25 protein-coding genes are annotated in these 25,912 nt (G+C 42.1%); 11 read left to right on the forward strand and 14 right to left on the reverse strand.

All coding sequences use genetic code 11. From position 1 onward, the window contains the following. Window positions 1-82: 82 nt before the first annotated feature. Complete coding sequence (locus tag BLU33_RS24735) at window positions 83-523, forward strand: SPW repeat domain-containing protein (protein ID WP_091379913.1); 441 nt, start codon at window positions 83-85, stop codon at window positions 521-523. A 45-nt stretch (window positions 524-568) separates the two neighbouring features. Here BLU33_RS24735 and BLU33_RS24740 read toward each other — a convergent pair whose 3' ends face one another. From BLU33_RS24740 to BLU33_RS24755, 4 genes are all read right to left on the reverse strand, one after another. Then, window positions 569-940, reverse strand: coding sequence for a ribosomal maturation YjgA family protein (locus BLU33_RS24740; protein WP_091379916.1), 372 nt, complete (start codon window positions 938-940; stop codon window positions 569-571). Continuing rightward, a complete protein-coding gene (locus BLU33_RS24745) occupies window positions 937-1,359 on the reverse strand; it encodes a hypothetical protein (protein WP_157682382.1) in 423 nt (140 codons plus the stop codon). The genes BLU33_RS24740 and BLU33_RS24745 overlap by 4 nt, the downstream gene beginning before the upstream one ends. A 123-nt stretch (window positions 1,360-1,482) precedes the next feature. Continuing rightward, on the reverse strand, window positions 1,483-2,226 hold the full coding sequence (locus BLU33_RS24750; RefSeq protein ID WP_091379923.1) for a zinc ribbon domain-containing protein: 744 nt from the start codon (window positions 2,224-2,226) through the stop codon (window positions 1,483-1,485). Next, window positions 2,226-3,323 carry a Nif3-like dinuclear metal center hexameric protein gene (locus BLU33_RS24755; RefSeq protein ID WP_091379928.1) on the reverse strand — a complete coding sequence of 366 codons (1,098 nt, stop codon included), beginning with the start codon at window positions 3,321-3,323 and terminating at the stop codon, window positions 2,226-2,228. The genes BLU33_RS24750 and BLU33_RS24755 overlap by 1 nt, the downstream gene beginning before the upstream one ends. Window positions 3,324-3,390: 67 nt before the next feature. On the opposite strand from BLU33_RS24755, the gene BLU33_RS24760 reads away from it, so the two are divergent. Together BLU33_RS24760 and BLU33_RS24765 are read left to right on the forward strand one after the other, a co-directional pair. Further along, window positions 3,391-3,588, forward strand: a complete 198-nt coding sequence (locus BLU33_RS24760) for a DUF2683 family protein (protein WP_091379930.1) — start codon at window positions 3,391-3,393, stop codon at window positions 3,586-3,588. A gap of 118 nt (window positions 3,589-3,706) precedes the next feature. After that, on the forward strand, window positions 3,707-3,838 hold the full coding sequence (locus BLU33_RS24765) for a Txe/YoeB family addiction module toxin (RefSeq protein ID WP_232009458.1): 132 nt from the start codon (window positions 3,707-3,709) through the stop codon (window positions 3,836-3,838). Between the two features lie 42 nt (window positions 3,839-3,880). Here the strand turns inward: BLU33_RS24765 and BLU33_RS24770 are convergent, their stop codons facing one another. Further along, entirely contained in the window at window positions 3,881-4,243 is a 363-nt protein-coding gene (locus tag BLU33_RS24770) for a TM2 domain-containing protein (protein WP_091379932.1), read from the reverse strand. Window positions 4,244-4,925: 682 nt separating this feature from the next. After that, window positions 4,926-5,333: a DUF4199 domain-containing protein gene (locus BLU33_RS24775; protein WP_091379936.1), complete on the reverse strand. Its 408-nt coding sequence runs from the start codon at window positions 5,331-5,333 to the stop codon at window positions 4,926-4,928. Window positions 5,334-5,485: 152 nt separating this feature from the next. Here BLU33_RS24775 and mfd point away from each other — a divergent pair, with 152 nt between their 5' ends. Next, window positions 5,486-8,839 (forward strand): transcription-repair coupling factor, encoded by a 3,354-nt coding sequence (gene mfd / locus BLU33_RS24780; RefSeq protein WP_091379939.1) that lies wholly within the window; start codon window positions 5,486-5,488, stop codon window positions 8,837-8,839. Between the two features lie 338 nt (window positions 8,840-9,177). Here the strand turns inward: mfd and hpt are convergent, their stop codons facing one another. Beyond that, window positions 9,178-9,708, reverse strand: a complete 531-nt coding sequence (hpt, locus tag BLU33_RS24785) for a hypoxanthine phosphoribosyltransferase (protein ID WP_091379942.1) — start codon at window positions 9,706-9,708, stop codon at window positions 9,178-9,180. 118 nt (window positions 9,709-9,826) lie between these two features. Between hpt and BLU33_RS24790 the strand changes: the two genes are divergently transcribed. From BLU33_RS24790 to def, 3 genes are all read left to right on the forward strand, one after another. Beyond that, complete coding sequence (locus BLU33_RS24790) at window positions 9,827-10,468, forward strand: hypothetical protein (RefSeq protein WP_091379945.1); 642 nt, start codon at window positions 9,827-9,829, stop codon at window positions 10,466-10,468. A 93-nt stretch (window positions 10,469-10,561) separates the two neighbouring features. After that, complete coding sequence (locus BLU33_RS24795) at window positions 10,562-11,791, forward strand: M16 family metallopeptidase (protein WP_172829323.1); 1,230 nt, start codon at window positions 10,562-10,564, stop codon at window positions 11,789-11,791. 17 nt (window positions 11,792-11,808) lie between these two features. Further along, window positions 11,809-12,381: a peptide deformylase gene (def, locus tag BLU33_RS24800; RefSeq protein WP_091379952.1), complete on the forward strand. Its 573-nt coding sequence runs from the start codon at window positions 11,809-11,811 to the stop codon at window positions 12,379-12,381. Between the two features lie 118 nt (window positions 12,382-12,499). Here def and BLU33_RS24805 read toward each other — a convergent pair whose 3' ends face one another. The 3 genes from BLU33_RS24805 to BLU33_RS24815 form a co-directional block, all read right to left on the reverse strand. Beyond that, window positions 12,500-13,138 carry a carboxypeptidase-like regulatory domain-containing protein gene (locus BLU33_RS24805; protein ID WP_091379955.1) on the reverse strand — a complete coding sequence of 213 codons (639 nt, stop codon included), beginning with the start codon at window positions 13,136-13,138 and terminating at the stop codon, window positions 12,500-12,502. Window positions 13,139-13,259: 121 nt separating this feature from the next. Further along, on the reverse strand, window positions 13,260-13,538 hold the full coding sequence (locus tag BLU33_RS24810; RefSeq protein WP_091379958.1) for a NifU family protein: 279 nt from the start codon (window positions 13,536-13,538) through the stop codon (window positions 13,260-13,262). 139 nt (window positions 13,539-13,677) lie between these two features. Then, window positions 13,678-14,754 (reverse strand): Mrp/NBP35 family ATP-binding protein, encoded by a 1,077-nt coding sequence (locus BLU33_RS24815; RefSeq protein ID WP_172829294.1) that lies wholly within the window; start codon window positions 14,752-14,754, stop codon window positions 13,678-13,680. A gap of 250 nt (window positions 14,755-15,004) precedes the next feature. On the opposite strand from BLU33_RS24815, the gene BLU33_RS24820 reads away from it, so the two are divergent. Both BLU33_RS24820 and BLU33_RS24825 read left to right on the forward strand, forming a co-directional pair. Next, a complete protein-coding gene (locus tag BLU33_RS24820) occupies window positions 15,005-17,206 on the forward strand; it encodes a biosynthetic peptidoglycan transglycosylase (protein ID WP_091379961.1) in 2,202 nt (733 codons plus the stop codon). A 201-nt stretch (window positions 17,207-17,407) separates the two neighbouring features. After that, complete coding sequence (locus BLU33_RS24825) at window positions 17,408-17,788, forward strand: RNA recognition motif domain-containing protein (protein WP_091379964.1); 381 nt, start codon at window positions 17,408-17,410, stop codon at window positions 17,786-17,788. A gap of 481 nt (window positions 17,789-18,269) precedes the next feature. Here BLU33_RS24825 and BLU33_RS24830 read toward each other — a convergent pair whose 3' ends face one another. Both BLU33_RS24830 and BLU33_RS24835 read right to left on the reverse strand, forming a co-directional pair. Next, on the reverse strand, window positions 18,270-18,626 hold the full coding sequence (locus BLU33_RS24830) for an MmcQ/YjbR family DNA-binding protein (RefSeq protein ID WP_091379966.1): 357 nt from the start codon (window positions 18,624-18,626) through the stop codon (window positions 18,270-18,272). Between the two features lie 17 nt (window positions 18,627-18,643). Then, window positions 18,644-19,381, reverse strand: a complete 738-nt coding sequence (locus BLU33_RS24835) for a hypothetical protein (protein ID WP_157682384.1) — start codon at window positions 19,379-19,381, stop codon at window positions 18,644-18,646. Between the two features lie 90 nt (window positions 19,382-19,471). On the opposite strand from BLU33_RS24835, the gene pepT reads away from it, so the two are divergent. Then, a complete protein-coding gene (gene pepT, locus BLU33_RS24840) occupies window positions 19,472-20,725 on the forward strand; it encodes a peptidase T (RefSeq protein ID WP_091380996.1) in 1,254 nt (417 codons plus the stop codon). A gap of 173 nt (window positions 20,726-20,898) precedes the next feature. On the opposite strand, the gene BLU33_RS24845 is transcribed toward pepT, so the two are convergent. Both BLU33_RS24845 and BLU33_RS24850 read right to left on the reverse strand, forming a co-directional pair. Further along, a complete protein-coding gene (locus tag BLU33_RS24845; RefSeq protein WP_091379973.1) occupies window positions 20,899-22,128 on the reverse strand; it encodes a peroxiredoxin family protein in 1,230 nt (409 codons plus the stop codon). Between the two features lie 38 nt (window positions 22,129-22,166). Continuing rightward, on the reverse strand, window positions 22,167-23,306 hold the full coding sequence (locus BLU33_RS24850) for an acyl-CoA dehydrogenase (protein ID WP_091379976.1): 1,140 nt from the start codon (window positions 23,304-23,306) through the stop codon (window positions 22,167-22,169). Between the two features lie 452 nt (window positions 23,307-23,758). Between BLU33_RS24850 and BLU33_RS24855 the strand changes: the two genes are divergently transcribed. Next, window positions 23,759-25,813 (forward strand): M13 family metallopeptidase, encoded by a 2,055-nt coding sequence (locus BLU33_RS24855; protein WP_091379979.1) that lies wholly within the window; start codon window positions 23,759-23,761, stop codon window positions 25,811-25,813. Window positions 25,814-25,912: the final 99 nt, after the last annotated feature.

Consider the following 25,912-nt stretch of genomic DNA (forward strand, 5'->3'; position numbering starts at 1 on the left):
ATAAAAATTAAAATTGAAAACAAACACACCGTATAAATTATTAATTTAGCGGCATAATTACGGATACAAAATTTATACAAAAATGAAACCATTCATTTCAACATCATTTTACGGGGTTATGAACTACCTGTTAAGCATTACAATTATGACCTCGCCATGGTTGTTCGGTTTCTCACAGATTGGTGGCTGCTCTTTACTTTTACCAATATTTTTTGGCTGGCTGCAATTTGTAATGGCTGTATTCAGTAATAATTCACACGGCTTTATTAAGGTTTTCCCAATGGAAATGCACTTCTTCCTTGATGTGATCATCGGTTCATTCCTGCTGGCATCACCATTTGTATTTGGTTTTGCATATGACAGAGAGGGCGTATTTGGGCATGTTGATGGCGTGTTTTTACCGCAAGTTATATTAGGCGGTCTTTTATGTATAATGGGCATATTTACCACAAAATCACCATTCACTACAGGCCCTGAGCACCGCATGCCTCAAGGGCAGTTATGGTCAACTGATTCAGAATAAGCAGATCAAAATATTATAAGAGCCAGGCTTAAGGAGTTTTAAACTTTAGGAGCCTGGCTTTTTGTTTATAAGTAAGTTAATTAGTATACCAATAGCTATTCCTCCTGTATAAGATAGCAGATCGCCCCATAAAAAGGTATCGCCTAATACCAGCCTGCCAAACAGTGTATGCCGTAAACTGTCGATCCATGGTGCTTTATATAATTGGCTGAATTCTATCGCGTAGCAAAATGATATGCTATAAATAACTATCCTGGTTATATCGGCTTTGATAAACAGAAAGCGCATGATAAAGTAAACCATCAGTGCCCATAATACATCGCCAATAAATAAGGGAATTGCCGTATAATGCCTGGAGAGTAACCCAATAATAATAGTGACAATAATGAGGATGAAATAGGTGAACCTGTATTTCATTTCTTTTTCACCTCATAAGCCATAATAAAGGAGTTAGTTACACCTTTCCCATTACTATCAGCCTTAAAAGAACTACCCAGGTCCAGTTCGCTGTCCGTTACCTTTAGTATTTTGTAGGTCATCTTGTTGCCTATGATCAGGCTGTCATGCGCTATTTTATAGGTGTAGATGGATGGCGGGTTTTTATTGATCTTATAACTGAAGCGTAGGGTATCATTATTGGTAAGGTCTAAAACATTTGCTCCGATCCAGATTGAGCCTGAATTTTTGGAAAGGGAATCAAGCGGCTTAATAGATCTGAATATCCATATTTTGTGAATAGACGCTGATATAGAATCGGTTTTGTTCGTCTCCTTATTCTTGCTTAAACAGCCCGTTAAAGCCAGCAGGAGCACCGGTATATAATATGTGTAACGCATAAGGTAGCTATCGTTTGTTATCACTACCAAGTTACGATTTTGCTTTAACGATGCTAAACAAAAAAGGCGCTCATTGAGCGCCTTTTTTTAATCTATATGAGTCCCTTTAGGGGGTTAGGGGGCTTAAACTGTTTCAGCTTCCAGAGCCATTTGCTCATCAACCAGGATGCGACCACAATGTTCGCAAACGATGATCTTTTTACGCTGACGGATATCCGACTGGCGTTGAGGTGGGATCTGGTTAAAGCAGCCTGCACATGAATCACGTTGGATAGTAACTACTGCTAAACCATTCTTAGCGTTACCACGCAGGCGGTTGTAAGCAATTAGTAAACGCTCTTCAATGTTTACAGTAGCTTTTTCAGCCTGTGCATTCAGCTCGTTTTCTTCCTTCTCTGTTTCAGCAGTAATGGTGCCTAACTCGTCTTTCTTGGCGTTCAGGTCATTTTTGCGTGCTTCAAAATCAGCAAGGGCTTTTTCGTAAACCTGTGTTTTGGTTACAATTTCAAAACCGAATTCCCTGATCTTTTTCTCACTCACCTGTATATCTAAACCCTGAATTTCGATCTCTTTTGAAATAGCATCATATTCACGGTTGTTTTTTACCTCGTTAAGCTGGGTCTCATATTTTTTAATGTTCGACTGTGCTTCCTTTATCAGGTTTTTACGGGTAACTATATCATCTTCCAAATCATCCAGTTCACCTTTGATTTTCTGAATACGGGTTTCAAGACCAGCAACATCATCTTCCAAATCGGCAACCTCCATAGGTAGTTCACCTCTTACCTGGCGAATCTTATCAATTTTGGTGTGGATAGTTTGTAGCTCGTATAAAGCTTTAAGCTTTTGTTCTACGGTTTGTTCCATTAAATATAATATTTGACGGGGTTTGTATTTATCTCTGTTAAACGGACGGCAAAGGTAGCAAATTTTTTTCTAATTATTTCATACAAAAATTGTTGTGTAAATTGTTCGCTTTCATAGTGGCCTATGTCGGCTATCAATATCTTGTTTTCCGCGTCAAAAAACTCATGATATTTGTAATCGGCAGTAATGAAAATATCAGCTCCGGCAGCTATGGCCTGCTTTAATAAAAAGCCGCCAGCACCACCGCAAACCGCTACTTTTTTAACATGCCTGCCGGTTAAAGCGGTATGGCGTATTACATGGGCCTTCATTTTTTCTTTTACTACGCCTAAATAAAATTCCTCATTTAAAGGGAACTCCAGCTCACCTATCATCCCTGAGCCTACTTGTTGGTTGGGGTTGGTGAGGTTGTATAGATCGTAAGCTACCTCCTCATAGGGATGTGCTAAAACCAGTGCCATCAGTATTTTGCTTTCCAAATTGGCAGGGTAGATCACCTCTATCCTGATCTCATTTTCAGTATGGCGTATGCCGGGTTCGCCAACATATGGGTCAGCATATTCATTAGCCTTAAAAGTGCCGCTGCCTTCGGCATTGAAACTGACCTCGCTGTAATTACCAATATTGCCTGCCCCGGCATGGAAAAGCGCGTTCCGCACTTGCTCAGCCTGCGCAATGGGCACATAAGTAACCAGTTTTTTTAACAGGTGTTGCTTAGGCGCCAGTATGCGGGTGTTTATTAAGCCTAAAGTTTCGCAAATGCGGGCATTTACGCCCATTAATACATTGTCAAGATTGGTATGTATAGCATATAATGCTACGTTATGGCGGATAGCTTTTTCAACCACACGCTCCACATAAGTTTTGCCGTTAAACTTTTTTAGTCCACGAAAAACTATAGGGTGATGCGAAATAATTACCTGGCAATTGTTGGCAATGGCTTCATCAACCACCGCCTCGGTACAATCCAACGATATGAGGGCCTGGTAAACTTCCTGATCGGATTTGCCTACAATAAGGCCCGCATTGTCGTAGTCCTCCTGGTAAGCAAGCGGGGCCAGGCTCTCGAGGTAATCGGTAAGAAGCGATAATTTCATATGTGTACTTAGCTAAGCTATTAAAATCGTGAATAAAAGTGAAAAAATAAAATTGTAAATTTGAATTATGGGAACATTAATTGCACATCCTGATAATAAAGAGAAATTGACTGCTTTAAAGGCTTTTATGAAAACGATGAAAATACGTTTTGAAGAAGAAAAATCGCCATGTGACCCTGAATTTGTAGAAAAGATCAATAGAAGTAATGAAGACTTTAAGGCCGGGAAATCTAAGGCAATAAAAACTGACGATCTATGGAAATAATCTACTTCTGAAGAAGCACAGAAAGATATAGAATATTGGAAAAGATCAGGCAATAAAACAATACAGAAAAAGATTCAGCAATTGAATAATTGCCATTGAAGAAGACCCTTTTAATGGCATTGGTAAACCCGAAGCATTAAAGCATAATCTCTCCGGGCTATGGTCAAGAAGAATAAACCAGGAACATAGGATTATTTACCAGTTCCTGGATGATCATATTAAAATTTATTCCTTAAAAGGTCACTATTAAAAAGGAATTGAGATCATTTTGACATTCAATAGCCCCTTAGGCTTAATTACTCATTTTAGCTACATGAAAGCTTTCATATGCTACCTGCTTGTTATATTCCAACGCTAATGAACGATGATTGATGAGGTCGATGATGGTACCCACCCAGCAAAAGCCGCCGGTTAATAAAAATAAAATGCCCATGCCGTTTTGCCCGATAACAAAGCGTTGTATACCGGCTACGCCAAAAAAGCCGATAAGGGTAAATAATAGAATGTCCTGCGGACTTTTACGCCTGCCGGCATAAGTCATGAAGAAATATTTTTGCTGAGTTTCGGTAAGCGTAGCGGTGGCCTGTTGTAAAAAGCCAATTTCCTCAGGCGACATACCTGATAATGACATGTAAGGATTTTGAAAAGGATCCATTGTATGATGATTTAAGTATTTGATTAATTGTGATATAAAACTAAGATAGAATTAAAAGTTTGCCAATGCAAAACTGGCAGGTATTTTAAATAATTCGGTAAATTATAGGTTTATGACGGTGAAACAGGAGAATTAGTTACAGGGGGATTTGTAGGCGATCGCAGGGCTATGAATGATAAGTCACGCTGAGCTAGTCGAAGGGTGGGCGTTGCCTTCGGCTTGTGCTATACGTTCATAGGCCTTCTGCGTTTGTCATCCTGAGCGTAGTCGAAGGACGCTCCTATCACTAACGCGAACTTCGACGCGCTCCGTTGACTCACCCGGTCGTTTCCGCTATTCAGCGGATCGACCACCCTCTCTTCGCCTGTGGCGCAAAGAGGGTAAGTGAAAATATAATTAAAAGAAGTTTACCCTCTTTGCGGCTTGCCGCAGAGAGGGTCGACCAGCGAAGCGTAGTCGGGGTGAGTCAACGGAGCGCGCACAAGAAAGCATTAGGGATTGAAATGGATACCGGCCGATTGTGGAATGAGCTCAGGCCGAGCCTAATGCCTGCAGGCGTATGAATGCAAAGCCCGGCCCGCAGGGAATGCCCGTATAATTGTAAAGCAGGAGAAACATCAAGGCAAAAAACAAGCAGCCCGGTTATAAACCGGGCTGCTATTAAAAAGATCTTATTTAAAAGCTAATCTACCTTATTTGATTTGGTGGTGAGTACTAATGATGCCCCCAATGAAGTTAATAATCCAATTAGCAAGGCGGCAAACATACGGCCCGAGAAATCGCGTACATTATTACCGGCACTGATATAACTAATATACAATATGGCTGCAAAAATGGCAATAACACCCGCGAGGACCAGTATTTTAAAGCATTGTATCAGGGCTTCCAAAAAGCCCATTTTACCGCCGCATTCGTGGTTTCGATAGCTTCTGAGTCCGAGATAAAGCCCTGCGACCGGTATAATTACTGAAACATATTCAAATGGTGAAACCTGGTCTTTGGATAGGTCATAACCTAATAAGTGCATGGCAAACAGCCATAAGCCGCTGAGGACCCCGATAACGAGCCCTGTTATAAATGCATTCTTCATTGTAATAGTATTTGGTTAAATAAATGTAATCAATATAATTAGTACGTTGATTATGACTAAAAAGTAATTATCCTGCCATATTGTTTTATAATTAAATCAGAATTTATGACGGGGTGAGTGGAAACGCCTTTTTTGCGTATCTTCGCATCGTTTTGAACATCCGTGATATATTAGACAGGTATAAGGCTGATGAACGGATCAAGGCTTTGGCGCAAGCGCTAAACGCCTCAAAAAGTCCAAGGGTTCAGCTTCGTGGTTTAGTCGGATCAAGTGATTCGGCCATGGCGGTAGCTTTGTATTTTTTGCAGCACCAGCACATGGTATTTGTACTGCCCGACCGCGAAGAGGCAGGTTATTTCCAGGCAGACCTGGAGAACCTTACCGGTAAAGAAGTTTTACTTTTCCCCTCATCATACCGTAAAGCTTTTGAATTTACCCAGCCCGATAGCAGTAATGTTTTGGCACGTGCCGAAGTATTGAACGAGCTTAACCATTCATCTGAATTTGGTCAGCTGATTGTTACCTATCCCGAGGCTTTGGCCGAAAAAGTGATAGACCGTGCATCGCTAGAGAAAAATACACTGGAAATTTCAGTAAACAACAAACTCAGCATTGATTTTATCAATGAGTTTTTGGTGGAATATGATTTCGACAGGGTTGATTTTGTGTATGAGCCGGGGCAGTTCTCTGTTCGTGGCGGTATCGTTGATATTTTCTCCTTTTCGCATGAACTGCCTTACAGGGTTGAGTTTTTTGGAGACCTGATCGAATCTATCCGCACCTTTGAAATTGAGAGCCAGCTTTCGGTTGAGCAGGTGAAAAGCATTACCATTGTACCTAATGTGCAATCCAAATTTTTAACGGAGAGCAATATTTCCTTATTGGAGTATGTTGATGCCGGTACGCAGATTTGGATAAAGGATGTACAATTTACCTTAGATATTATACAGGACGGCTATAAAAAAGCTACCCAATTATGGAAAGCGCTATCTGCAGATGAAAAGAACCAGAACCCGGATTGGATAGATCCTAAATTTGGTTTTACGGATGAAAAATTGATCTCATCACAATTGGGTGATTTTCCGGTAGTGGAATTTGGAAAGCAGTTCTTTTATCAGCCTGATGCTGCCATTAATTTTGATATGCGCCCGCAGCCATCGTTCAATAAGGACTTTAGCCTGCTGATCCATAACTTTAAGAACAACGAAGCGGAGCAAATAGAGAACTTTATCCTCACCGATTCTGCACGGCAGGTGGAAAGGCTTTACGCCATTTTAGAGGACCTGGACAAAACCGTAAAATTTACGCCCATCAGCATATCTATCCGTGAGGGTTTTGTTGATCACGAGCAAAAATTAGCCTGCTACACCGATCACCAGATCTTTGATCGTTACTATAAATATAAACTCAAAAAAGGTTATCAGCGCTCGCAGGCCATAACGCTGAAAGAACTGCGTGAGCTTAAGCCCGGCGACTACGTTACGCATATTGACCATGGCATAGGCAAGTATAATGGCCTTGAAAAGATTGAGGTTAACGGTAAAATGCAGGAAATGATCCGTTTGCTTTATGCTGATAATGATTTGCTGTATGTGAACATCAACTCGCTTAACCGCATCTCCAAATATAGCGGTAAAGAGGGTGCGGTGCCTAAGATGAATAAGCTGGGTACCGATACCTGGGAACGCCTCAAGAAAACAACAAAAAAAAAAGTTAAAGACATAGCCCGCGACCTGATCAAGCTTTACGCCGTGCGTAAAACACAATTGGGTAATGCGTTCTCGCCCGATAGCTATTTACAAACCGAGCTGGAGGCTTCGTTCCTATACGAAGATACCCCCGACCAGGAAAAGGCCACCAGCGACTTTAAAAAGGACATGGAATCGCCGCACCCGATGGACAGGCTCATTTGCGGTGATGTGGGCTTTGGTAAAACCGAAGTAGCCGTTCGTGCCGCTTTTAAAGCCGTTGCAGACAGCAAGCAGGTAGCTATTTTAGTGCCGACTACCATTTTAGCCGCTCAGCATTATAAAACGTTCTCGGATCGTTTAAAAGGCTTCCCTTGCAATATTGATTATGTGAACCGCTTTAAATCAAGTAAGCAGATCAAAGAAACTTTAGAAAAACTGAAAGAAGGCAAGGTTGATATCATTATAGGTACGCACCGCCTGGTAAGCAAGGATGTAAAGTTTAAGGACCTGGGCCTGATGATCATTGACGAGGAGCAGAAGTTCGGTGTATCAACCAAAGAAAAGCTGAAGCAAATGCGCGCCAATGTGGATACGCTGACGCTTACCGCGACGCCTATCCCGCGTACTTTACATTTTTCATTGATGGGTGCGAGGGATCTGTCCATTATATCAACCCCGCCGCCAAACAGGCAGCCGGTGGTTACCGAATTGCATGTTTTTAATGATAAACTGATAAAGGAAGCCGTTGAGTTTGAAATAAACCGAGATGGTCAGGTCTTCTTTATCCATAACCGGGTTGCTGATCTGCCGCAACTAGGTGGCATGATCCATAAGCTGGTGCCTAAAGCTCGTGTGGGTATAGCGCACGGACAATTGGAGGGTGATGCTTTGGAGGATGTGATGCTGAAATTTGTGAACGGCGAATATGATGTGCTGGTTGCCACCACCATTATTGAAGCCGGTTTGGATATCCCGAATGCCAATACTATCATCATCAACCACGCCCACATGTTTGGGTTGAGCGATCTGCACCAAATGCGGGGCCGTGTAGGGCGAAGCAACAAAAAAGCATATTGTTATCTATTAAGTCCGCCGTTATCAACGCTGACCAGTGAGGCCCGCAAACGACTGAGTGCCATTGAGGAATTTTCCGACCTGGGCAGCGGTTTCAACGTTGCCATGCGCGATCTGGATATCCGCGGCAGCGGTAACCTGTTAGGTGCAGAGCAAAGCGGCTTCATAGCCGAAATAGGCTTCGAGATGTACCACAAAATATTGGACGAAGCCATACAGGAACTGAAAGAAGATGAGTTTAAAGGTGTATTTCCCGAGGATAAACCACGCCCGTTCATCGCCTTTACACAGATTGATACCGATTTGGAAATACTCATACCAAACGAGTATGTAACCAGTTTATCCGAGCGTTATAACCTCTACTCAGAAATGGCCAAGCTGGAAAATGAGTTTGATCTGGAAGCATTCCAGCAACAATTGCACGATAGGTTTGGCCCCATCCCCCGCCAGGTAAACGACCTGCTGAACACCATGCGCCTGCAATGGCTGGGCAAAGCCATTGGCTTCGAGAAGATCTCACTTAAAAAGAACGTGCTTCGCGGCTATTTTATCACCAACCAGCAATCGCCTTACTTTGAAACACCGGTATTTCGGCAGGTGCTTAACTTTGTACAAGCCAATCCGCGCAGAACAAATTTAAAAGAAGTGAAAAATACGCTGAGATTGAGTATAGAGGGTGTTAACGGTATTGATGAAGCGATTGAGCTGTTAAGTGATATTGTGGAACCGGTTGGAGTGTAGAGGGTTAAAAAGGTGTTGGATGTCATGCTGAGCGATAGTCGAAGCATGAGCGCAGAGGCCTTTACCCGCATACTTCGACTAGCGCTCAGTATGACACTCATAAACATCCTAAATTAATTGAAAGTCATGCTGAATTTATTTCGGCATCTCAAATGCTAAGTGACCGTCATGCTGATGACCCGTCCTGTGGGATCCCGAAACAAGTTCGGGATGACGTGGTAATAAGAGCGCGTGGTCATGTTGAGGCACTCGAAACATAAGCGTGAAGGCCTTTGCCCACATACTTCGACTAACGTTCAGTATGACCCTAATTAAAATCCCAATTCCGAAATCCAACCTTACACTTTCTTATAAATATCCCTCAAATTCCTACCCATTTCCTTGTAATCCAAACCATAACCTACTACAAAGTGGTTCTCAATTTCAAAGCCTACGTATTTAAGCTCATCAATTTTGGTTTGCAGGGAGGCTGGTTTCAGCAGCAGGGAGCATAGTTTTATAGAGGCGGGTTCTTTTGCTTTCAGCTTGTCGATAAGGTAGTGTGCGGTGTTGCCGGTATCCACAATATCTTCAATGATCAGCACATCGCGGCCCTTAATGTCAACGCTGAAATCAATATCATCGCGGATCTTTAGGGTACTTTTTGTGCCGCCGTAATAAGAGGCTAGTTTGGTAAAGGTTATTTCGCAGGGGATGTCTATTTGTTTTATCAGATCGGCAATAAATAAAAAGCTGCCGTTTAGTACACCTACAAATACAGGTTTGGTATCGCTGTAATCCTTATTGAGCTGTATGCCAATATCTTTCACACGTTTCTCAATGGCGTCGGCTAATATAAGAGGCTCAAAATCAAGATCTACTAATTTCATGCAACTAATATAGCGAGAATGGATAATACGTTCAAATTAAAGGGATGAATTTGTTGTCATGCGGAATTATTAAGCCTATTTGTAGCTAATTTATTACATTTAACCACTTATTATCACAATGGACTCTAAATTTAACTTTCTTGCTACCGGCAGAACCAACGAGGAACTTCTTGAGCGTATTGATAACCGGCAAAAATACATGCCCGAAACCGTAGATGCGTCTGTTGCCGAACTGCAATTCAGAGGGCATGTGTTTTCTGATGATGAATTGAGGGTAATTGATGAGGATATACAGGCACATCGCAACAATGCAGCCCAGGTTGATGGCAGATTAGGCTTTTTTAACAATAATACCAATAATGTTATTGTAAATGATCCGGATGCGCCAACTATGTATTCGAGGCGCGCTTTATATACGTTTACAGTGCTTTGCGGTGCACTATTCGGGTCGATATTGATGGCCATGAATATCAGCAAAACGGAGAAGAAGGGCAATGCTTTTTGGGTCGTTTTGTTTGGTATTGGTTTCACTGTATTGCAGTATTATATTATGAGTAACCTGGCCAAACAGGGTTCGGGCAGCTCAAGTGCTATTATAGGGGGAATTGTTGCTGCTTATATTCTTGACTTCATTTTCTGGAAGAGGTTTATAGGCTATGCAACCTTTTACCGCGCCAGGCAAATATGGGTGCCGTTGGTTATAGCTGTTGTAATTGGAGCGCTGTTGGTACTTGCGATCATATACGGAGGGCAGCAGTAAAATAATCAAATATCATCCCCATGTTTTATTATCAATCCGCGGAATCCTGTAATCAAATTAATCAGCGGTGAAACACTATCTTTGCGCCTCATGATCGATTACCAGGTTCATACATTACCCAACGGCATAAGGATATTATTAAAACATTCGCCATCAACCATTACCCATTGTTGTTTTGTGTTGAACGCCGGCTCGCGCGATGAGCCGCTGCACCAGGAAGGGCTGGCGCATTTTATAGAACACCTGCTGTTTAAGGAAACCGAAAAACGCAGCACCAGCCAGATCCTGAACCGGCTTGAACTGGTGGGCGCTGATCTGAACGCGTATACCACCAAGGAATATACCTGCATTCATGCGTCGCTATTAAAACAGCACCTGGAGCGCACTATGGACCTGTTTGAGGATATCCTGTTCCACTCCACCTTTCCCGAAGAAGAAATGGAAAAGGAACGCGGTGTGATACTGGACGAGATCGCCTCCTACCTTGATCAGCCTGAAGAAGCTATACAGGACGATTTTGAAGCTTTACTGTTTAAAGGTCACCCGATAGGCGAAAATATCCTCGGCACACCGGAAACTGTTGCTAAGTTTGATATTAATGATATCAAAACCTTTACAGCTGCCACCAATAATACCAGCGAAATGATCTTCGCCGTTTTCGGCGATTATGATTTTAAAAAGGTGGTTAAGCTGGGCGAAAAGTATTTTGGCGGTATCGCTGCTAACAGTGCTAAAAAGAACAGGATAAAGCCAGCGCCGAATATAGGCGGTATCCATACTTTGAGCCGGCCTATTTCACAAACGCATTGCATCATTGGTAACCAGGCTTACGCGTCAAACCATCCCTACAAAAATGGCTTGTTATTGCTCAATAACCTGCTTGGCGGCATGGGCATGAGCAGCAGGCTGAACCTGGAGATCAGGGAGAAATACGGCATCGCTTATACCATCGAATCAAACTATACCACCTTAACCGATACCGGCATTTTCTCTATTTATTTTGGTACGGATACAGAAAAAAGCGATAAAGCGCTTAAGCTGGTACATAAAGAACTTAAAAAGCTGCGCGATAATAAGCTGGGTATCTTGCAGCTGCACCAAGCCAAGCAAAAGTTTATAGGTCAGATTGCCCTGGCAGAAGAAAGCAGGATGGGTTTGATTATCTCCATAGCAAAAAGCATGATCGATTTTAATCATGCTGATTCACTGGATGAAGTATTTGCCAAAATTAACGCTGTAACAGCTGAAGATATGTTAGCCATAAGTAATGAAATATTCGATACGGAACGTATGATTACCTTACTGTTTGAACCTAACGCATAAACCCGTATTTTTGTAAAATGAAGTACCCGATAATAGCCTATGGCGATCCCGTATTAAGAAGAAAAGCTGGCGCAATTGAGCCTGATGAATATCCGAATATAAAACAGTTAGCCGAGGATATGTTTGAAACCATGTACGCGGCACGCGGCGTAGGGTTGGCAGCCCCGCAGATAGGTTTATCCATGCGTTTATTTGTTATTGATGCTACCCCTTTTGCTGATGATGAGCCGGAATTAGAGAACTTCAAAAAAGTATTTATAAACGCCACTATTTTAGAAGAGAACGGCGAAGAATGGGCATTTAACGAAGGTTGCCTGAGCATCCCTGATATCAGAGAGGATGTTTACCGCAAAGCTACCGTGCGCCTGTCATACTATGATGAGAACTGGAAACACTACGAGGAAACGTTTAAAGGCTTAGCTGCAAGGGTTATACAGCATGAGTACGATCATATTGATGGTAAGCTGTTTACCGATAAGCTGAGCCCGCTGCGCCGTCGCCTGATAGAGAAAAAGCTTACCGATATCTCGAAAGGTATTGTGGATGTTGAATACAGAATGAAATTTCCGGCAGTTAAGAAAGGGCGTTAGTGTCGTGTCAATCAGAAAATGTCGCTAGTCATGAGCCTAAAGTCTTGAGTCAAAATTCAAAAAAGAACTAATCTGACTTTGGACTTACGACTAAAGACTGTTGACTTGATACTAGTTATTAATCGCCATTGCTTTGGCGGCTTTTATCCCCCTGGGTTATCTGGTTAATAAAGCTGCCCCATGCCAGCGGGTTTAACAACGGGTTGGGCGTTATGGAGTGCGAATTCATAATGCTTGAGTTTAAGCCCTGGTAATTGGCATCGCCTATTTCCTGCCCGTCTCTGGCCAGTGTACTGATCAGTGCTGTTAAAGTCGCCTTGCTCACATTCTTTTTAGCAATTTCCAAATCGTCGTCAGCTACTTTCATGGCCACAAAATCCTTTTTAAACTCATCGGTAGTAGCCCACGGGAACACGTGGAAAGTAGGCAGGTTGATGATCTGTGGTTTTAGATTTACCTGTACTGTATAGCTTTTATTTACATTGGCAGGTATAACCACAGTGGTTGGCGCATAACCAACGCAGGTAAAACGCAGCGTATCCTGCTCATGTGCCACAAATGAGAAATAACCCTCATAATTGGTTACATAAGCTGTTTTTTGTGAATTTGTATTGGTAATATTTACATAAGGCACTATAACCAATGAGCTATCGGCATTATGCACTATGCCTGTGAACTGTACCAATGGCTTTTCCTGCTTTTGTGCAAAGGCTGTTACAGTAATAAATAAAAATAATATGCCAATTATATGCTTCATATAGCTATGAGCCGTCTCTCTCTTTTAAATTACCTTGTTTGTTGGATTCTTATTTCAGAAAAATCTTAAGCAAAAGTACACTATTAGTGCATCTGGTAATGCAATTTAACAATTCTTAACACTATCTTAAGTTTTCAGGAAGCACCGCGTTCGGATCGTCAATATCGGTTAGGTTAATGGCCTCAATAGCTGTGATTTCCGGAACCGCTTTTTTTATAGCCTGCTCAATACCTGCCTTCAGTGTCATGATGCTCATAGGGCATGAACCGCATGAGCCCAGCAATTTAAGCCTCACTACACCCTCAGGGGTGATCTCTTCAATTGAAACGTTCCCGCCATCAGCTTCCAAATACGGACGAATGCTGTCCAACGCTGCTTCCACCTGATCTAATAAACTCATTTTTACTAATTTATAAAAAAGTAAAGTTATTAATTATTATTGAAAAAGAGTCAAGAGTTAAGAATCATGATTCAAGATGACTTTTTGTATATATTTCAATCTTGATTCCTGCCTCCTGGTTCTTGAATCTAATTTGCCTCTAAACCGTATCCAAAACTTTCGCGTTGGATATGGATATTTGCTGCGCTACACGCTTAGCCATATCAATAAACGCCTTTGATTGTACCGAATATTCATCCAATACGATCGGCGTGCCTGCATCGCCCGAATCACTAATGCTTTTTACCAACGGTATTTCGCCCAAAAATGGTACATCAAGCATATTTGCCAGCTTTTCGCCGCCGCCTTGTCCAAAAATATAATATTTGTTTTCAGGCAGCTCTGCAGGTGTAAAGTACGACATATTCTCCACTATACCCAATATCGGCACATTAATGGCATCCATCATAAACATGCCTATACCCTTTTTAGCATCGGCAAGCGCTACATTCTGTGGAGTTGTAACAATAACCGCGCCTGTTACCGGGAAAGTTTGTGTTATGGTGATATGTATATCGCCGGTACCCGGTGGCAAATCCACTACCAGATAATCCAGTTCGCCCCAATCGGCATCATTAAACAACTGTTTAACGGCTGTTGATACCATTGGTCCGCGCCATGGCACGGGCTGGTTCGGATCGGTAAAAAAGCCTATGGATAATAATTTAATGCCATATTTTTCAATAGGCTCAATGCGTGTTTTGCCGCCTTCAACCTGGCTCGCCCTTGGGCGCGCGTTTTCCAGCCCGAACATGATCGGGATAGATGGCCCATAAATATCAGCATCAATCAACCCAACCTTTGATCCGGCTTTGGCCAAACCCAGCGCAAGATTTACCGCAACAGTTGACTTGCCCACACCGCCTTTACCTGATGCTACCGCGATAATATTTTTTACCCCCGGTACACCGGTATTTTTTTGCGTAGTAACACGTGAGGTCATGTTGATACTAACCTCGGCCTCTTTACTGATGAAATGCAGGATAGCATTACGGCAGGCATTCTCAATCATGGCCTTTAAGGGGCATGCAGGGGTGGTTAGTATAACCGAAAAGCTTACACGGTTGCCTTCAATATGTATATCCTGTATCATGTTAAGGGTAACCAGGTCCTTTTTCAGGTCCGGTTCTTCAACATTGCCCAGGGCTTGTAATACTTGTTCTTTAGTGATGATCATAACTTACAGCAAATTTACTAAAACGAGGGGGAATAGTGTCATAAGAATGATAAAATGAGTTTGAGGGAGCCGAAGGGAGAAAGATTGAAGCTGAAAGGTTTTTATTAGCAGTAGAATATGGTTAATGAATGTAAAAGCAGAATAGGGATTGCAGAAAAATAATTACTGCCAATTTTACCCGGAAACATTTTACTACTCCCTGCGTTTGTATCGGATAAGATTTAGTTTAGTTTTGGATAAATTTTTTTAGATGCATCGCCTTAATCCTAAGTATATACGTATTGCCCTAATTGTTGTTATCTCCCTAATAATTATTGTTTTAATTGGCGGTTATATCGCCTATACAAAACGCGATGCCATACTCCAAAGGGAGATAGCAAAGGCAAAGGCGACAGCAAAAACTGCTTATAATATCGACCTGCAAATTGGTTCGGCAACTTTTACCGGCTTAAGTACGGTGTCGTTTTCAAATATTGTTGTAGTCCCCCAAAACCGCGACAGTTTGTTGAGTATTAAAAAGCTGGAAATCAGCGTTAAGCTGATGCCGCTTATTTATGGTGCGGTAAAACTATCGGATGTTGACCTGGAGGATGGCCATCTGAACCTTACCGACATTAATAAGGTAAAAAACTTCGATTTCCTGTTTAAAAAGAAAAAGGATTCTACAGCAACACAAACAAAGGGCAGCCTTGCCGAACTGGCAAATAAGCTCATCAACGAGTTTTTGTATAAGATACCTGATAATCTTAAGCTTAAAAACTTCCTGTTTACTTTTACTAAGGATAGTACCACGTTAAAATTGCTTACCACAACCGCGGCTATTAAAAGCGGTACCTTAACCTCAACAATTAATGTTAATGATGGTACAGCTACCTGGCATTTTGAAGGTAAGCTGCACCCATCCGACAAAGAAATTGATGTGAAACTGTATGCTGATGGTAAAAAAGTGGAGTTGCCTGGAATAGAGGAGCATTATCATACAAAACTAAGCTTTGATACCATTACTACCCAGCTTACAAAAGTTGAGCGAGGTGGCGGTGAAACACGGATATATGGGTCATGGTCGGTAAGTAATTTGCTGATCAGCAACCGCAAGCTTGCCACAAATGATATTGTTGTTCCCAGCGCGTCAATTGATGCCAATGTGTTTGTTGGGGCTAATTATATATCGCTCGATAGCTCATCGGTGATACATTTAAAAAAGATAACCGCGCACCCTTACATCAAATACACACTGAGCCCGGTTAAGATATATGAATTAAAAATAAATACAGGCTGGCTTAACGGGCAGGATCTTTTTGATTCGTTTCCCGGTGGCTTGTTCGAGTCGTTTGCAGGTATACAGGTTGCAGGCAGGTTGAATTACAGTCTTAATTTTTATCTGGATGCCTCGAATCCTGATGCAGTGCAGTTCAACTCTCAAATGAACAAGGATAATTTCAGGATTCTTAAGTTTGGCAAAACTGATTTGACCAAGCTGAACCGCCCGTTTGTACAAACACCTTACGAAGTGAAATCGCAAGCACCACCATTTACAGTGGGCCCGGCAAATCCAGATTATACACCGCTTAATGAGATAGCCACCGATACCCGCAACGCGATAATGACCTCCGAAGACCCCTCGTTTTATAGTAATAACGGGTTTGTTGAGGAATCGATCCGAAAATCCATCGCTACGGATTTTGAGAAGAAGAAATTTTCGCGTGGGGGCAGTACCATCTCCATGCAGCTCATTAGAAATACCTTTCTGAACCGCGATAAGAACCTTGCCCGTAAAATTGAGGAGATCATGCTGGTATGGATGATCGAGAACAATCACCTCATGACCAAAGACCGCATGCTGGAGGTTTATTTTAACATAGTAGAGTTTGGCTATCATATTTACGGTATAGGGCCCGCATCGCGCTATTATTTTGGTAAAACGCCAGGGCAGCTTACCCTGGGCGAGAGTATTTACCTGGCTAGCATTTTGCCTAACCCCAAAGCGGGCTTATACGCCTTTATGCCCGATGGTAGCTTAAGACCCGGCCTGCATGGTTATTTTAATTTGATCGGGAACCTGATGGCTGGCCATGGGAAAGCCCAGCGGGATAGCAATGCATATGGATTTTATAATGTACGCTTAAAAGAAAGCCTGCGCCGTGAGGTATCAACCGTTGATACTGCCAAGGCTGATAGTATAATAAAACAAGGCAATGACGACAATGATGCAACGCCTGTTGTTGAGCCAGAGAAGAAATTAACATTCTTCCAAAGGCTGTTTGGTAAAAAGGATACTACCCGTAAAGCCGAAGAAACAAAGAATGATGATAAGGCAACAGTAACCGTTAATGGCAAAACATTCCCTATTGATACGGCCGGAAAAACCAAAAAACAGATACGGCAGGAAAAGCGGGCAATAAAGAAATTAGAGGGAGAACGGGAAAAAGAGCAGGATCAAAAAGGGTATTAACCCCAATTAAGTGTTTATTTCTGCTATTTGATGGAAGATTTAACAAAAAAGACGAGATTTTTCCGGTAAAGCAATAAGTGTTCATTTAAAATAATGTGAACATTAATTGTATCTTACAATAATAATAAAACAACTTTATTATATTTGGTGTATAAATGATTAGGGCAACAAAAAATATAGCCCATTATAAATTAAAGATTGATGAACATATTTGTAGGAAGCCTTCCTTTTAAATTAGAGGAAGCCGATTTAAAAGAACTTTTTGAAGCGTATGGCGAAGTAAGCTCCGTTAAGTTAATTAATGACAGAGAAACCGGTAGAAGTAAAGGTTTCGGATTTGTAGAAATGCCAGACGATGAGAGCGCACAACAAGCTATCAGTGCTTTAAACGGTTCTGAGGTTGCAGGCAGAACTATCGCGGTAAGCCAGGCTGAAGAAAGAAAGCCTAGTGATCGCAAAAGCTTCGGCGGCGGTGGAAACCGTGGCGGTGGCGGTGGTTACGGCGGCGGTGGAAACCGTGGCGGTGGCGGCGGTGGCTACTCCAAAGACAACAGAGGCGGCGGCGGTGGTGGCCGTTGGTAATCTTTAATAAGGGTTATTATCATATAAAAAGCTGAACGCCGGTATATTTTGCCGGCGTTTGGTTTCATATATTAAATAATTACTGAAAGACAGATTTATCCGTCTTCTACTTTTATAAACCGCCTCCTTATCGCATAATAATGTAATGCTGCTAAAATTTGCGTTACTGGCTTTGCTATACCTATTGCGTAGTGCTTTAAGATTATCTCCGCAAATTTTACACGACTTTAGCCTGTAATAAACTAATTAATATTTTAGTTTGTGCTGTTTTACCGGCCCCTGATTAGTTTATGCAAATAAAAGGGCAGCTGTTTATACTGTGTCTTGCTACATAGAGCTGTAAAAAAGATAGCCATACGTATCAACCTGCAACTATATCAGAATTTGCTTACGGTGTTCAACTGGGTGTAAATGCCACCTTTGCTGCTGATTATTTTTCAATAAAGTTGCTTGAGAGTAGCCGATAACCGGGGTAATTAATTCAAGCTAAAGCAAGTATTTCTGCCTGTGATTGTTTTGGGAGACTTTTAAATATCAGGTCGTATGAATGGTCAACCATTTGGCAAAGCTGTTTTGCTGTTAAAGCGCCATCCATATAAACGGTATTCCAGTGAACTTTATTCATGTGATAGCCGGGCTTAACTTCATTATGGCGCTCGCGCAGTTCAACAGCCAATTCAGGATCGCATTTTACATTAAACCTGTTGCCGTTTTCCAAGCCGGTAAGTAAAAAGATCTTGCCGCCTACTTTAAAAACCAATGTGTCTTCACCAAAAGGGAAACCTTCTGTTACTCCGCGTTTCTGCAGGCAATAATCACGTAGTTCTTCTATATTCAATAATACAAAAGTACTAATTAATAATAGGCGTTTTTTATGCTTTTCATGTAGTTTTTAACCTCACCAAAGCTGTATTTTATGCCAACGGTAATTTGTCGGTATGAGTCGGAGTGCTCATGCTTAAATATATTTGGCGGATCGTTATAACCATCAAGTCCTGAGCCATAAACAAAGTTGTGAACGTATTCAATATCAAGCCTTAAATAAGGCTCATCAAACTCATTGTAAAATTTAAATTCATACCCTGCCCTAAAAGATGCCATTGGATTTATGCTCTTATCCGACCCGGGGAATGTATATGATCCAACCGGTTGGCCAGGGGAGGCAATTAAATTGGTACGCTGGTTCTCAACATTATTGTTTAGGAAGCCAAATCCAGGCCCGGCATAAAAATCTTTAACGATGTCTAAAAAGCGGCTTCCTGAGAAATCGATCAATTCACCCAGCTGTATTTCTCCATGTATAATGAACGCCTGGTAATTATTTACATATTCGCGTCTGTATTGGTCATTTGCCCGGCTGCCACCCCATAATCTGCCTACTTGTAACTCTGCTGTTAAAGGAACAAAGGGTGTTGCGTAATAAGTAAAATTACCGTTAAACGCAAGTGTGTTATTTTGCTGCGCGACGTTTGTATAGCCGCGAACAGAGCTCACTCCAAAACCGATAGCCATCGGCGTATAAGTAGATCCGCCTTGCGCTTCTGCCATTATTGAAGAAAATATTAACGCGATAAGTAAAAAGATTTTTTTCAATTTGCTGAAATTAATATTAAAATTTACAAATTACAGGGGATTTACCGTTTGTACTATAAATATGCCCCTTCCCCTAATATAATAAATTCGATGGATTATAAAAAAAGTTTAAAATTTTGTGTTTTAGAGCGTTTTTTACGCTACGTAGTGATAGATACGCAGTCTGATCCGGCCTCTGAGACTTACCCATCAAGCAAAAAACAAATGGACCTGGGTAAACTATTGGTTAATGAATTGCTGTCAATGGGCGTTGCTGATGCCCACCTGGATGAGTTTGGATACGTGTATGCCACCATCCCGGCTAATACTACTAAACCAAATGTTTCTGTGATCTGTTTTTGCTCGCATATGGACACTTCGCCTGATTGTAGCGGACTAAACGTTAAGCCCATCGTTCACAAAAATTACCAGGGTGAAGATCTGGTTTTGCCTGATGATGAAGCGCAGGTATTGAAAATGAGGGAACACCCTGACCTGAAAAATCAGATCGGCAATGATATTGTTACGGCCAGCGGTACTACCCTGCTTGGTGCTGATAATAAGGCAGGTGTTGCCGAAATTATGGATGCCTGCTATCATCTGATTAATCACCCTGAAATTAAGCATGGCGCCATACGCATATTGTTTACCCCTGATGAAGAAATAGGCCGTGGTGTTGATAAGGTTGACATAAAGAAACTAGGCGCCTATGCCGGCTATACTATTGATGGTGAGAGCGCCGGTAATATGGAGAATGAAACCTTTAGCGCCGATGGTGCAAAACTTATTATAAATGGTCTCAGCTCCCATCCTGGCTTTGCGAAGGGCAAAATGGAAAGCGCTATAAAAATTGCAGGGCAGATTGTAGCTAAACTGCCTTTTGAACTATCGCCTGAAGGCACAGAACTTAAACAAGGGTTTGTGCATCCGGTAAATATTGCCGGGCATGTGGAACAGGCTACGGTTGATTTCATTATCCGTGATTTTGAGGAAGATAAATTAAAGCAGCACGCTGATGTGATCAGGGAAATTACGGAAAATGTTTTAAAACACTACCCTAATTCAACCTATGAGCTGCATGTAAAACCGCAATACCGCAACATGAAAAATAAGCTGGATGAACACCCGCAAATTGTTGAATACGGTATGGAAGCGATAAGGCGCAGTGGGATGGATGCCAAACTGTGCAGTATCAGGGGTGGAACGGATGGCTCCCGCTTATCATTTATGGGCCTGCCCTGCCCTAATATTTTTGCTGGTGAGCACGCTTTTCACGGTAAACAAGAATGGGTGTCGGTACAGGATATGCAAAAAGCCGTTGAGACTATATTGCATTTGTGCGAGATTTGGGAAGAGAAGGCTTGATTTCGGATTTCGGAATTTCGATTTGGGATTTATTTTTTGTAATGCTGAGGAACGACGTATCTATATATGGGCGGATAATTGAAAGCGGGAGAGCTCTTCGCTCAGCTCAGAATGACAAGCGCTTTAACAGTATAGAATCCGAAATCGAAATTCCCAAATCCCAAATCGAAAAACTACTCCGCTAACAGATCATCTGTCAACTTTTCAAACTCATCAACAAACTGAGTGTAGTAATCCCCTGTACCCGGGCCACTGAAACCGGTATGTATTTTGCGTACATCGCCTTTTTTATCAATAATGATGGTGGTAGGGAAGCCCTTAAAATCTGCCAGCATAGGCAGGCTCTTTTGCGGGTCGCCTTTGCCGGGAGTGTAGCCTGTTATTAATAATGGGTAAGGAATATTAAAATGATCTTTTAACTGTTGTACGGTACGCTGTGATTTGGCAAAATCTGTAGTGCGTTCATAAGCAAGCCCAACAATCTCTACGCCTTTAGGGTGATATTTAGCATAATAGCTATTTACAAAAAAGGTAGTTTCATCCATACAATTGGGGCACCATGAGCCTAGTATCTGCACAATAACTACCTTGTTTTTAAAACGGGCATCACTTAGCGATACTTTATTGCCCTTCAGATCCCTGAAAGTGAAAGCAATTTTATCGTAACCGGGTTTTAAGGCGGTTAGTGAATAAGCATCAGGTAGTTTGGCGTTTTCGTTTCTAACAGCCGTCCAATGATCCAAACCGGAATAGCCTGAGTACATTTTGCCATCTGTCAATGTTTGGTCCGAACTGATTTTAGCTGTAAAGATAAAGGCATGACCACCATCAAAGCATGACAGGTATAAGCTGTCGCCAGCTACTGAACCTTCCAGGTAGCGGTAATCGCCGGTGGTGGTTAAAAATGTACCGGTTAACTTCGATCCTGTTTGTTTAAATTCTCCAACGGTGGTATCTCTTTTATCGCCATCACCAAAAATAGCAGACCATCGGCCCGATAGATTAAACGCAGGCGCAGGGCTGTCTTTAAAAAAGCGCCATGAAGCATTAGGCTGTGCTACAAAATCCATGGTAGCGTCCTTAGTGCCCAAGTGTTTTATCCACTTGCCTACTAAAAAATTAGCCTCATGCCTTAACCTGAATTCAGAATCGAACAAAGGCATATGGATGAAAACGGAGTCGCCGTCTACCTTAACATCAGTTACTTGCAGGCGTTCATCACCGTTCATAATAGCGATCACCGGTTTGCCGGCGCTATCGGTCAAACTAAAATTAAAAGGCAGGTTATTGCCCGATGATGTTTTTAACACCCCCCGCCAAATGCCAATTTGTAATTTGGTTTGTGCAAAGCCAGTAACGGCGAAGAGGGATAATATCAGGAATAACAGCGTTTTACTTTTCATAATGGATGCAAAATCAAAAGTAAACAAAAGCAATACTATTATTTCAGCACCTCGCGCGATATGACAAACTTCTGAATTTCAGAAGTTCCTTCGTATATCTGTGTTATTTTAGCATCGCGCATTAAACGCTCCACGTGGTATTCCTTTACAAAGCCGTAGCCACCGTGTACCTGTACAGCTTCAATAGTTGTTTTCATGGCCGTTTCAGATGCAAATAGTTTGGCCATAGCGCTGGCCTGGCCATAAGGCTTACCATTGTCTTTTAACCATGCGGCACGCAGGCATAATAAGCGGGCTGCCTCAATATCAGTAGCCATATCGGCCAGTTTAAATTGTATAGCCTGCAGGTTTGCAAGGGTTTTGCCAAATGCGGTGCGTTCCTTAGCATATTGCACTGCCAACTCAAGCGCGCCCGATGCTATGCCCAATGCCTGCGCGGCAATGCCAATGCGGCCGCCCTCGAGGGTGCTCATGGCAAATTTAAACCCAAATCCATCTTCACCGATGCGGTTTTCCTTTGGTACTTTAACATCATTAAACATAAGCGAGTGGGTATCAGAGCCACGTATGCCCATTTTATTCTCCTTGGCGCCAATGGTAAAGCCCTCTATACCTTTTTCTACTATCAGCGCATTTATACCGTGTGAGCCCTTGCTGGCGTCGGTTTGTGCCATTACCAGGTAGGTGGAGGCCGAGCTGCCATTGGTTATCCAGTTTTTAGTACCATTTAACAGGTAGTGGTCGCCCATATCAATGGCGGTGGTTCTTTGTGAGGTGGCATCAGAACCAGCTTCGGGTTCTGAAAGGCAGAATGCACCTATCTTTTCGCCTTTGGCTAATGGTATAAGGTATTTTTGCTTTTGTTCCTCACTGCCGTATTTCTCAAGTCCGTAGCATACTAATGAATTATTTACAGAAACTACTACCGAGGCTGAAGCATCAATTTTTGATAACTCTTCCATCACCAGCACATATGAAATAGCATCCATACCGCTACCGCCGTACTGAGGTGATACCATCATCCCCAAAAAACCAAGCTCACCCAGTTTTTTTATTTGTTCGGCCGGAAATTTTTGATGCTCATCCCTTTCAATTACACCCGGTTTTAGCTCCGTTTGTGCAAAGTCGCGGGCTGCCTGGCGTATCATTTTCTGTTCTTCTGATAATTCAAAATACATTTGTTTATAATATTAAAAGCCCAATATAATACTATGCAAGCATAGTAAAAAGTTTTACATAAAAAAAAAGAGAGCTCTTTTGAAGCTCCCTTTCCCCTAATTAATTTAAACTATTGATTAAACCCAAAACAAAGAACAAAAATTATCAGCTTGGGTGTCTGAGAATTCATTTTTATAGGTAGACGGTAGATTTGTTTTCATGGCATATGTAGGCCACCGATTTATATACAAATGCAAAGCCATAATTTAGTAATTGGGACTAAAATTTTTAATTTTTAGTTTGTTAATCACAAAACCAGTTAAAAAAAACATACTTATACAACAATTAAGAATAAATAACATTTCTGATTTTGCAATTTTGAGATACCTTTATAATACTATAGTGTCCAGGAAAGCCATACACATTCCATTTTTTTGTACACACTGTATTTAATTTTATACACGCATTTTAAATGACCTCACAAAAATCAATTGTAAAGGCTATTGCCTTGTGCTCATTAGGCACCGTATTATTTAATTCCTGCAAAAATAATACACCCGTAACCGTAGCAAACGACCCGGTTTACACCAACAGGGATACCACAGTAAAACCTGGCGATGATTTTTTTAAATATGCGAATGGCAGCTGGCTCAAAAAGAATCCTATACCGGCGGCTTACTCATCGTGGGGTATTGGTAATATAGTTGAGGAAGAGTTACGGGATCAGCTTAAAAAAATAAATGAGGATGCGCTTAAAGCCAATGCGCCAAAAGGCGCCAATACACAAAAGATAGGTGATTTCTATTTTTCGGGGATGGATACGGTTGCTATTGAGAAGCAGGGCCTTGCTCCGCTTAAACCCGAAATAGGCAGGATAGCAAGTATTAAAGATACAAAAGACCTGGTTGAGGAGTTTGCCCACCTGCAAACCATAGGGGGATCAACACCAATTGGCGCCCAGGTGGGGCAGGATTCAAAAAACAGCGCTAAAATGCTCATGAACCTGTGGCAGGCTGGTATAGGTTTACCAAACCGCGATTATTATTTTAATAACGACCCGCATAGTATTACCATACGCAACGATTATCAGCAAAAACATTTACCAACCCTATTTAAACTTGCCGGCCTAAATGCCGCTGATGCCGATATGGCCAGTAAAAGGGTTTATGCGCTCGAGAAGTTTTTGGCTGATAGCTCACGTAAGCTGGAAGACCTGCGCGACCCCTACCATAACTATAATAAGATGCCTTTAGCCGGTTTAAACAAGTTAGCACCGGATATAGACTGGAAAGCCACCTTTGAACAGATGGATTATAAGGGTGTGGATACGGTAATTGTTGGTCAGCCGGAGTATTACAGGGCCTTAAACAAGGCGATTAAAACTTACAGCATTGCCGATTGGAAAAACTATCTGCTTAAAAACCTGGTGAGTGATTATAGCGCATACCTAAGCAAAGCTTTTGACCAGGAGAGCTTCCGTTTTTATGGTACTGTATTATATGGCAGTAAAGCGCAGTTACCACGCTGGAAACGTGTGCTTGATGTTGAAAATAGCTTAATGGGCGAAGTATTGGGGCAGATATTTGTAAAAGAATATTTTCCTGAAAAAACCAAGGCCCGCTATGTAAAACTGGTTGAGGCCATGCGTACCAGCTTTAAGGAGCATATTGAGAAATTGGACTGGATGAGCGAACAGACAAAGGAGAAGGCTTACTATAAACTATCCAGGGTAACGCCAAAGGTTGGTTATCCTGATAAGTGGAAGGACTTTTCATCCTTAACTATCGATCGAGGTCCGTATGCATTGAATGTAATGCGCGCCAATAACTTTTGGCACCGCTTTGAGGCCAATAAACTGGGCAAACCTGTCGATCGTACCGAATGGGATATAACACCGCAAACCTATAATGCTTATTATAATCCATCGAATAATGAGATCGTACTGCCGGCCGCGCAATTCTCTATCCCAGGTATTAAGGATGAGGATGTTGACGACGCGGTAGTATATGGTTATGCGGCAGCATCAACCATTGGCCACGAGATGACGCATGGTTTTGACGACTCAGGCCGCCAGTTTGATGCTGATGGCAATTTGAAAGAATGGTGGTTGCCTGCTGATTCGGTTAAATTTAAGCAACGTGCCCAAATGCTTATCGATCAGTTTAGCGGCTATACAGTTTACGGTCTGCACGTTAACGGTAAAGCCACCCAGGGCGAAAATATTGCCGATCTGGGTGGGATAGTAATAGGCCTGGATGCCTTTAAAAAGACAGACCAGTATAAAGAAGGTAAAACCATAAACGGATTAACCCCTATGCAGCGTTTCTTTTTGGGTTATGCGCTGGGATGGCTGGGACAGGACAGACAGGAGGCCGTATCGAGCCAGATATTGACCAATGAACACGCCCCCGGATTTTTGCGTGTAAACGGTCCGTTTACAGATGTGCCTGAGTTCTATGAAGCTTTCCACATAAAAAAAGGCGACAAAATGTGGGTTGATTCTGCTAAGAGGGTAAAGATTTGGTAGGGAGTAAATAATCAACAAAAGAAAAAGCAGAGGCCCTGAGCGATTCCCTCCCCCTGGGAGGGCAGGGAGGGGTTTCTGCCACATAAAATCACATGTCCA

This window comes from Mucilaginibacter mallensis (assembly GCF_900105165.1).
Taxonomy (GTDB): Bacteria; Bacteroidota; Bacteroidia; order Sphingobacteriales; family Sphingobacteriaceae; genus Mucilaginibacter; species Mucilaginibacter mallensis.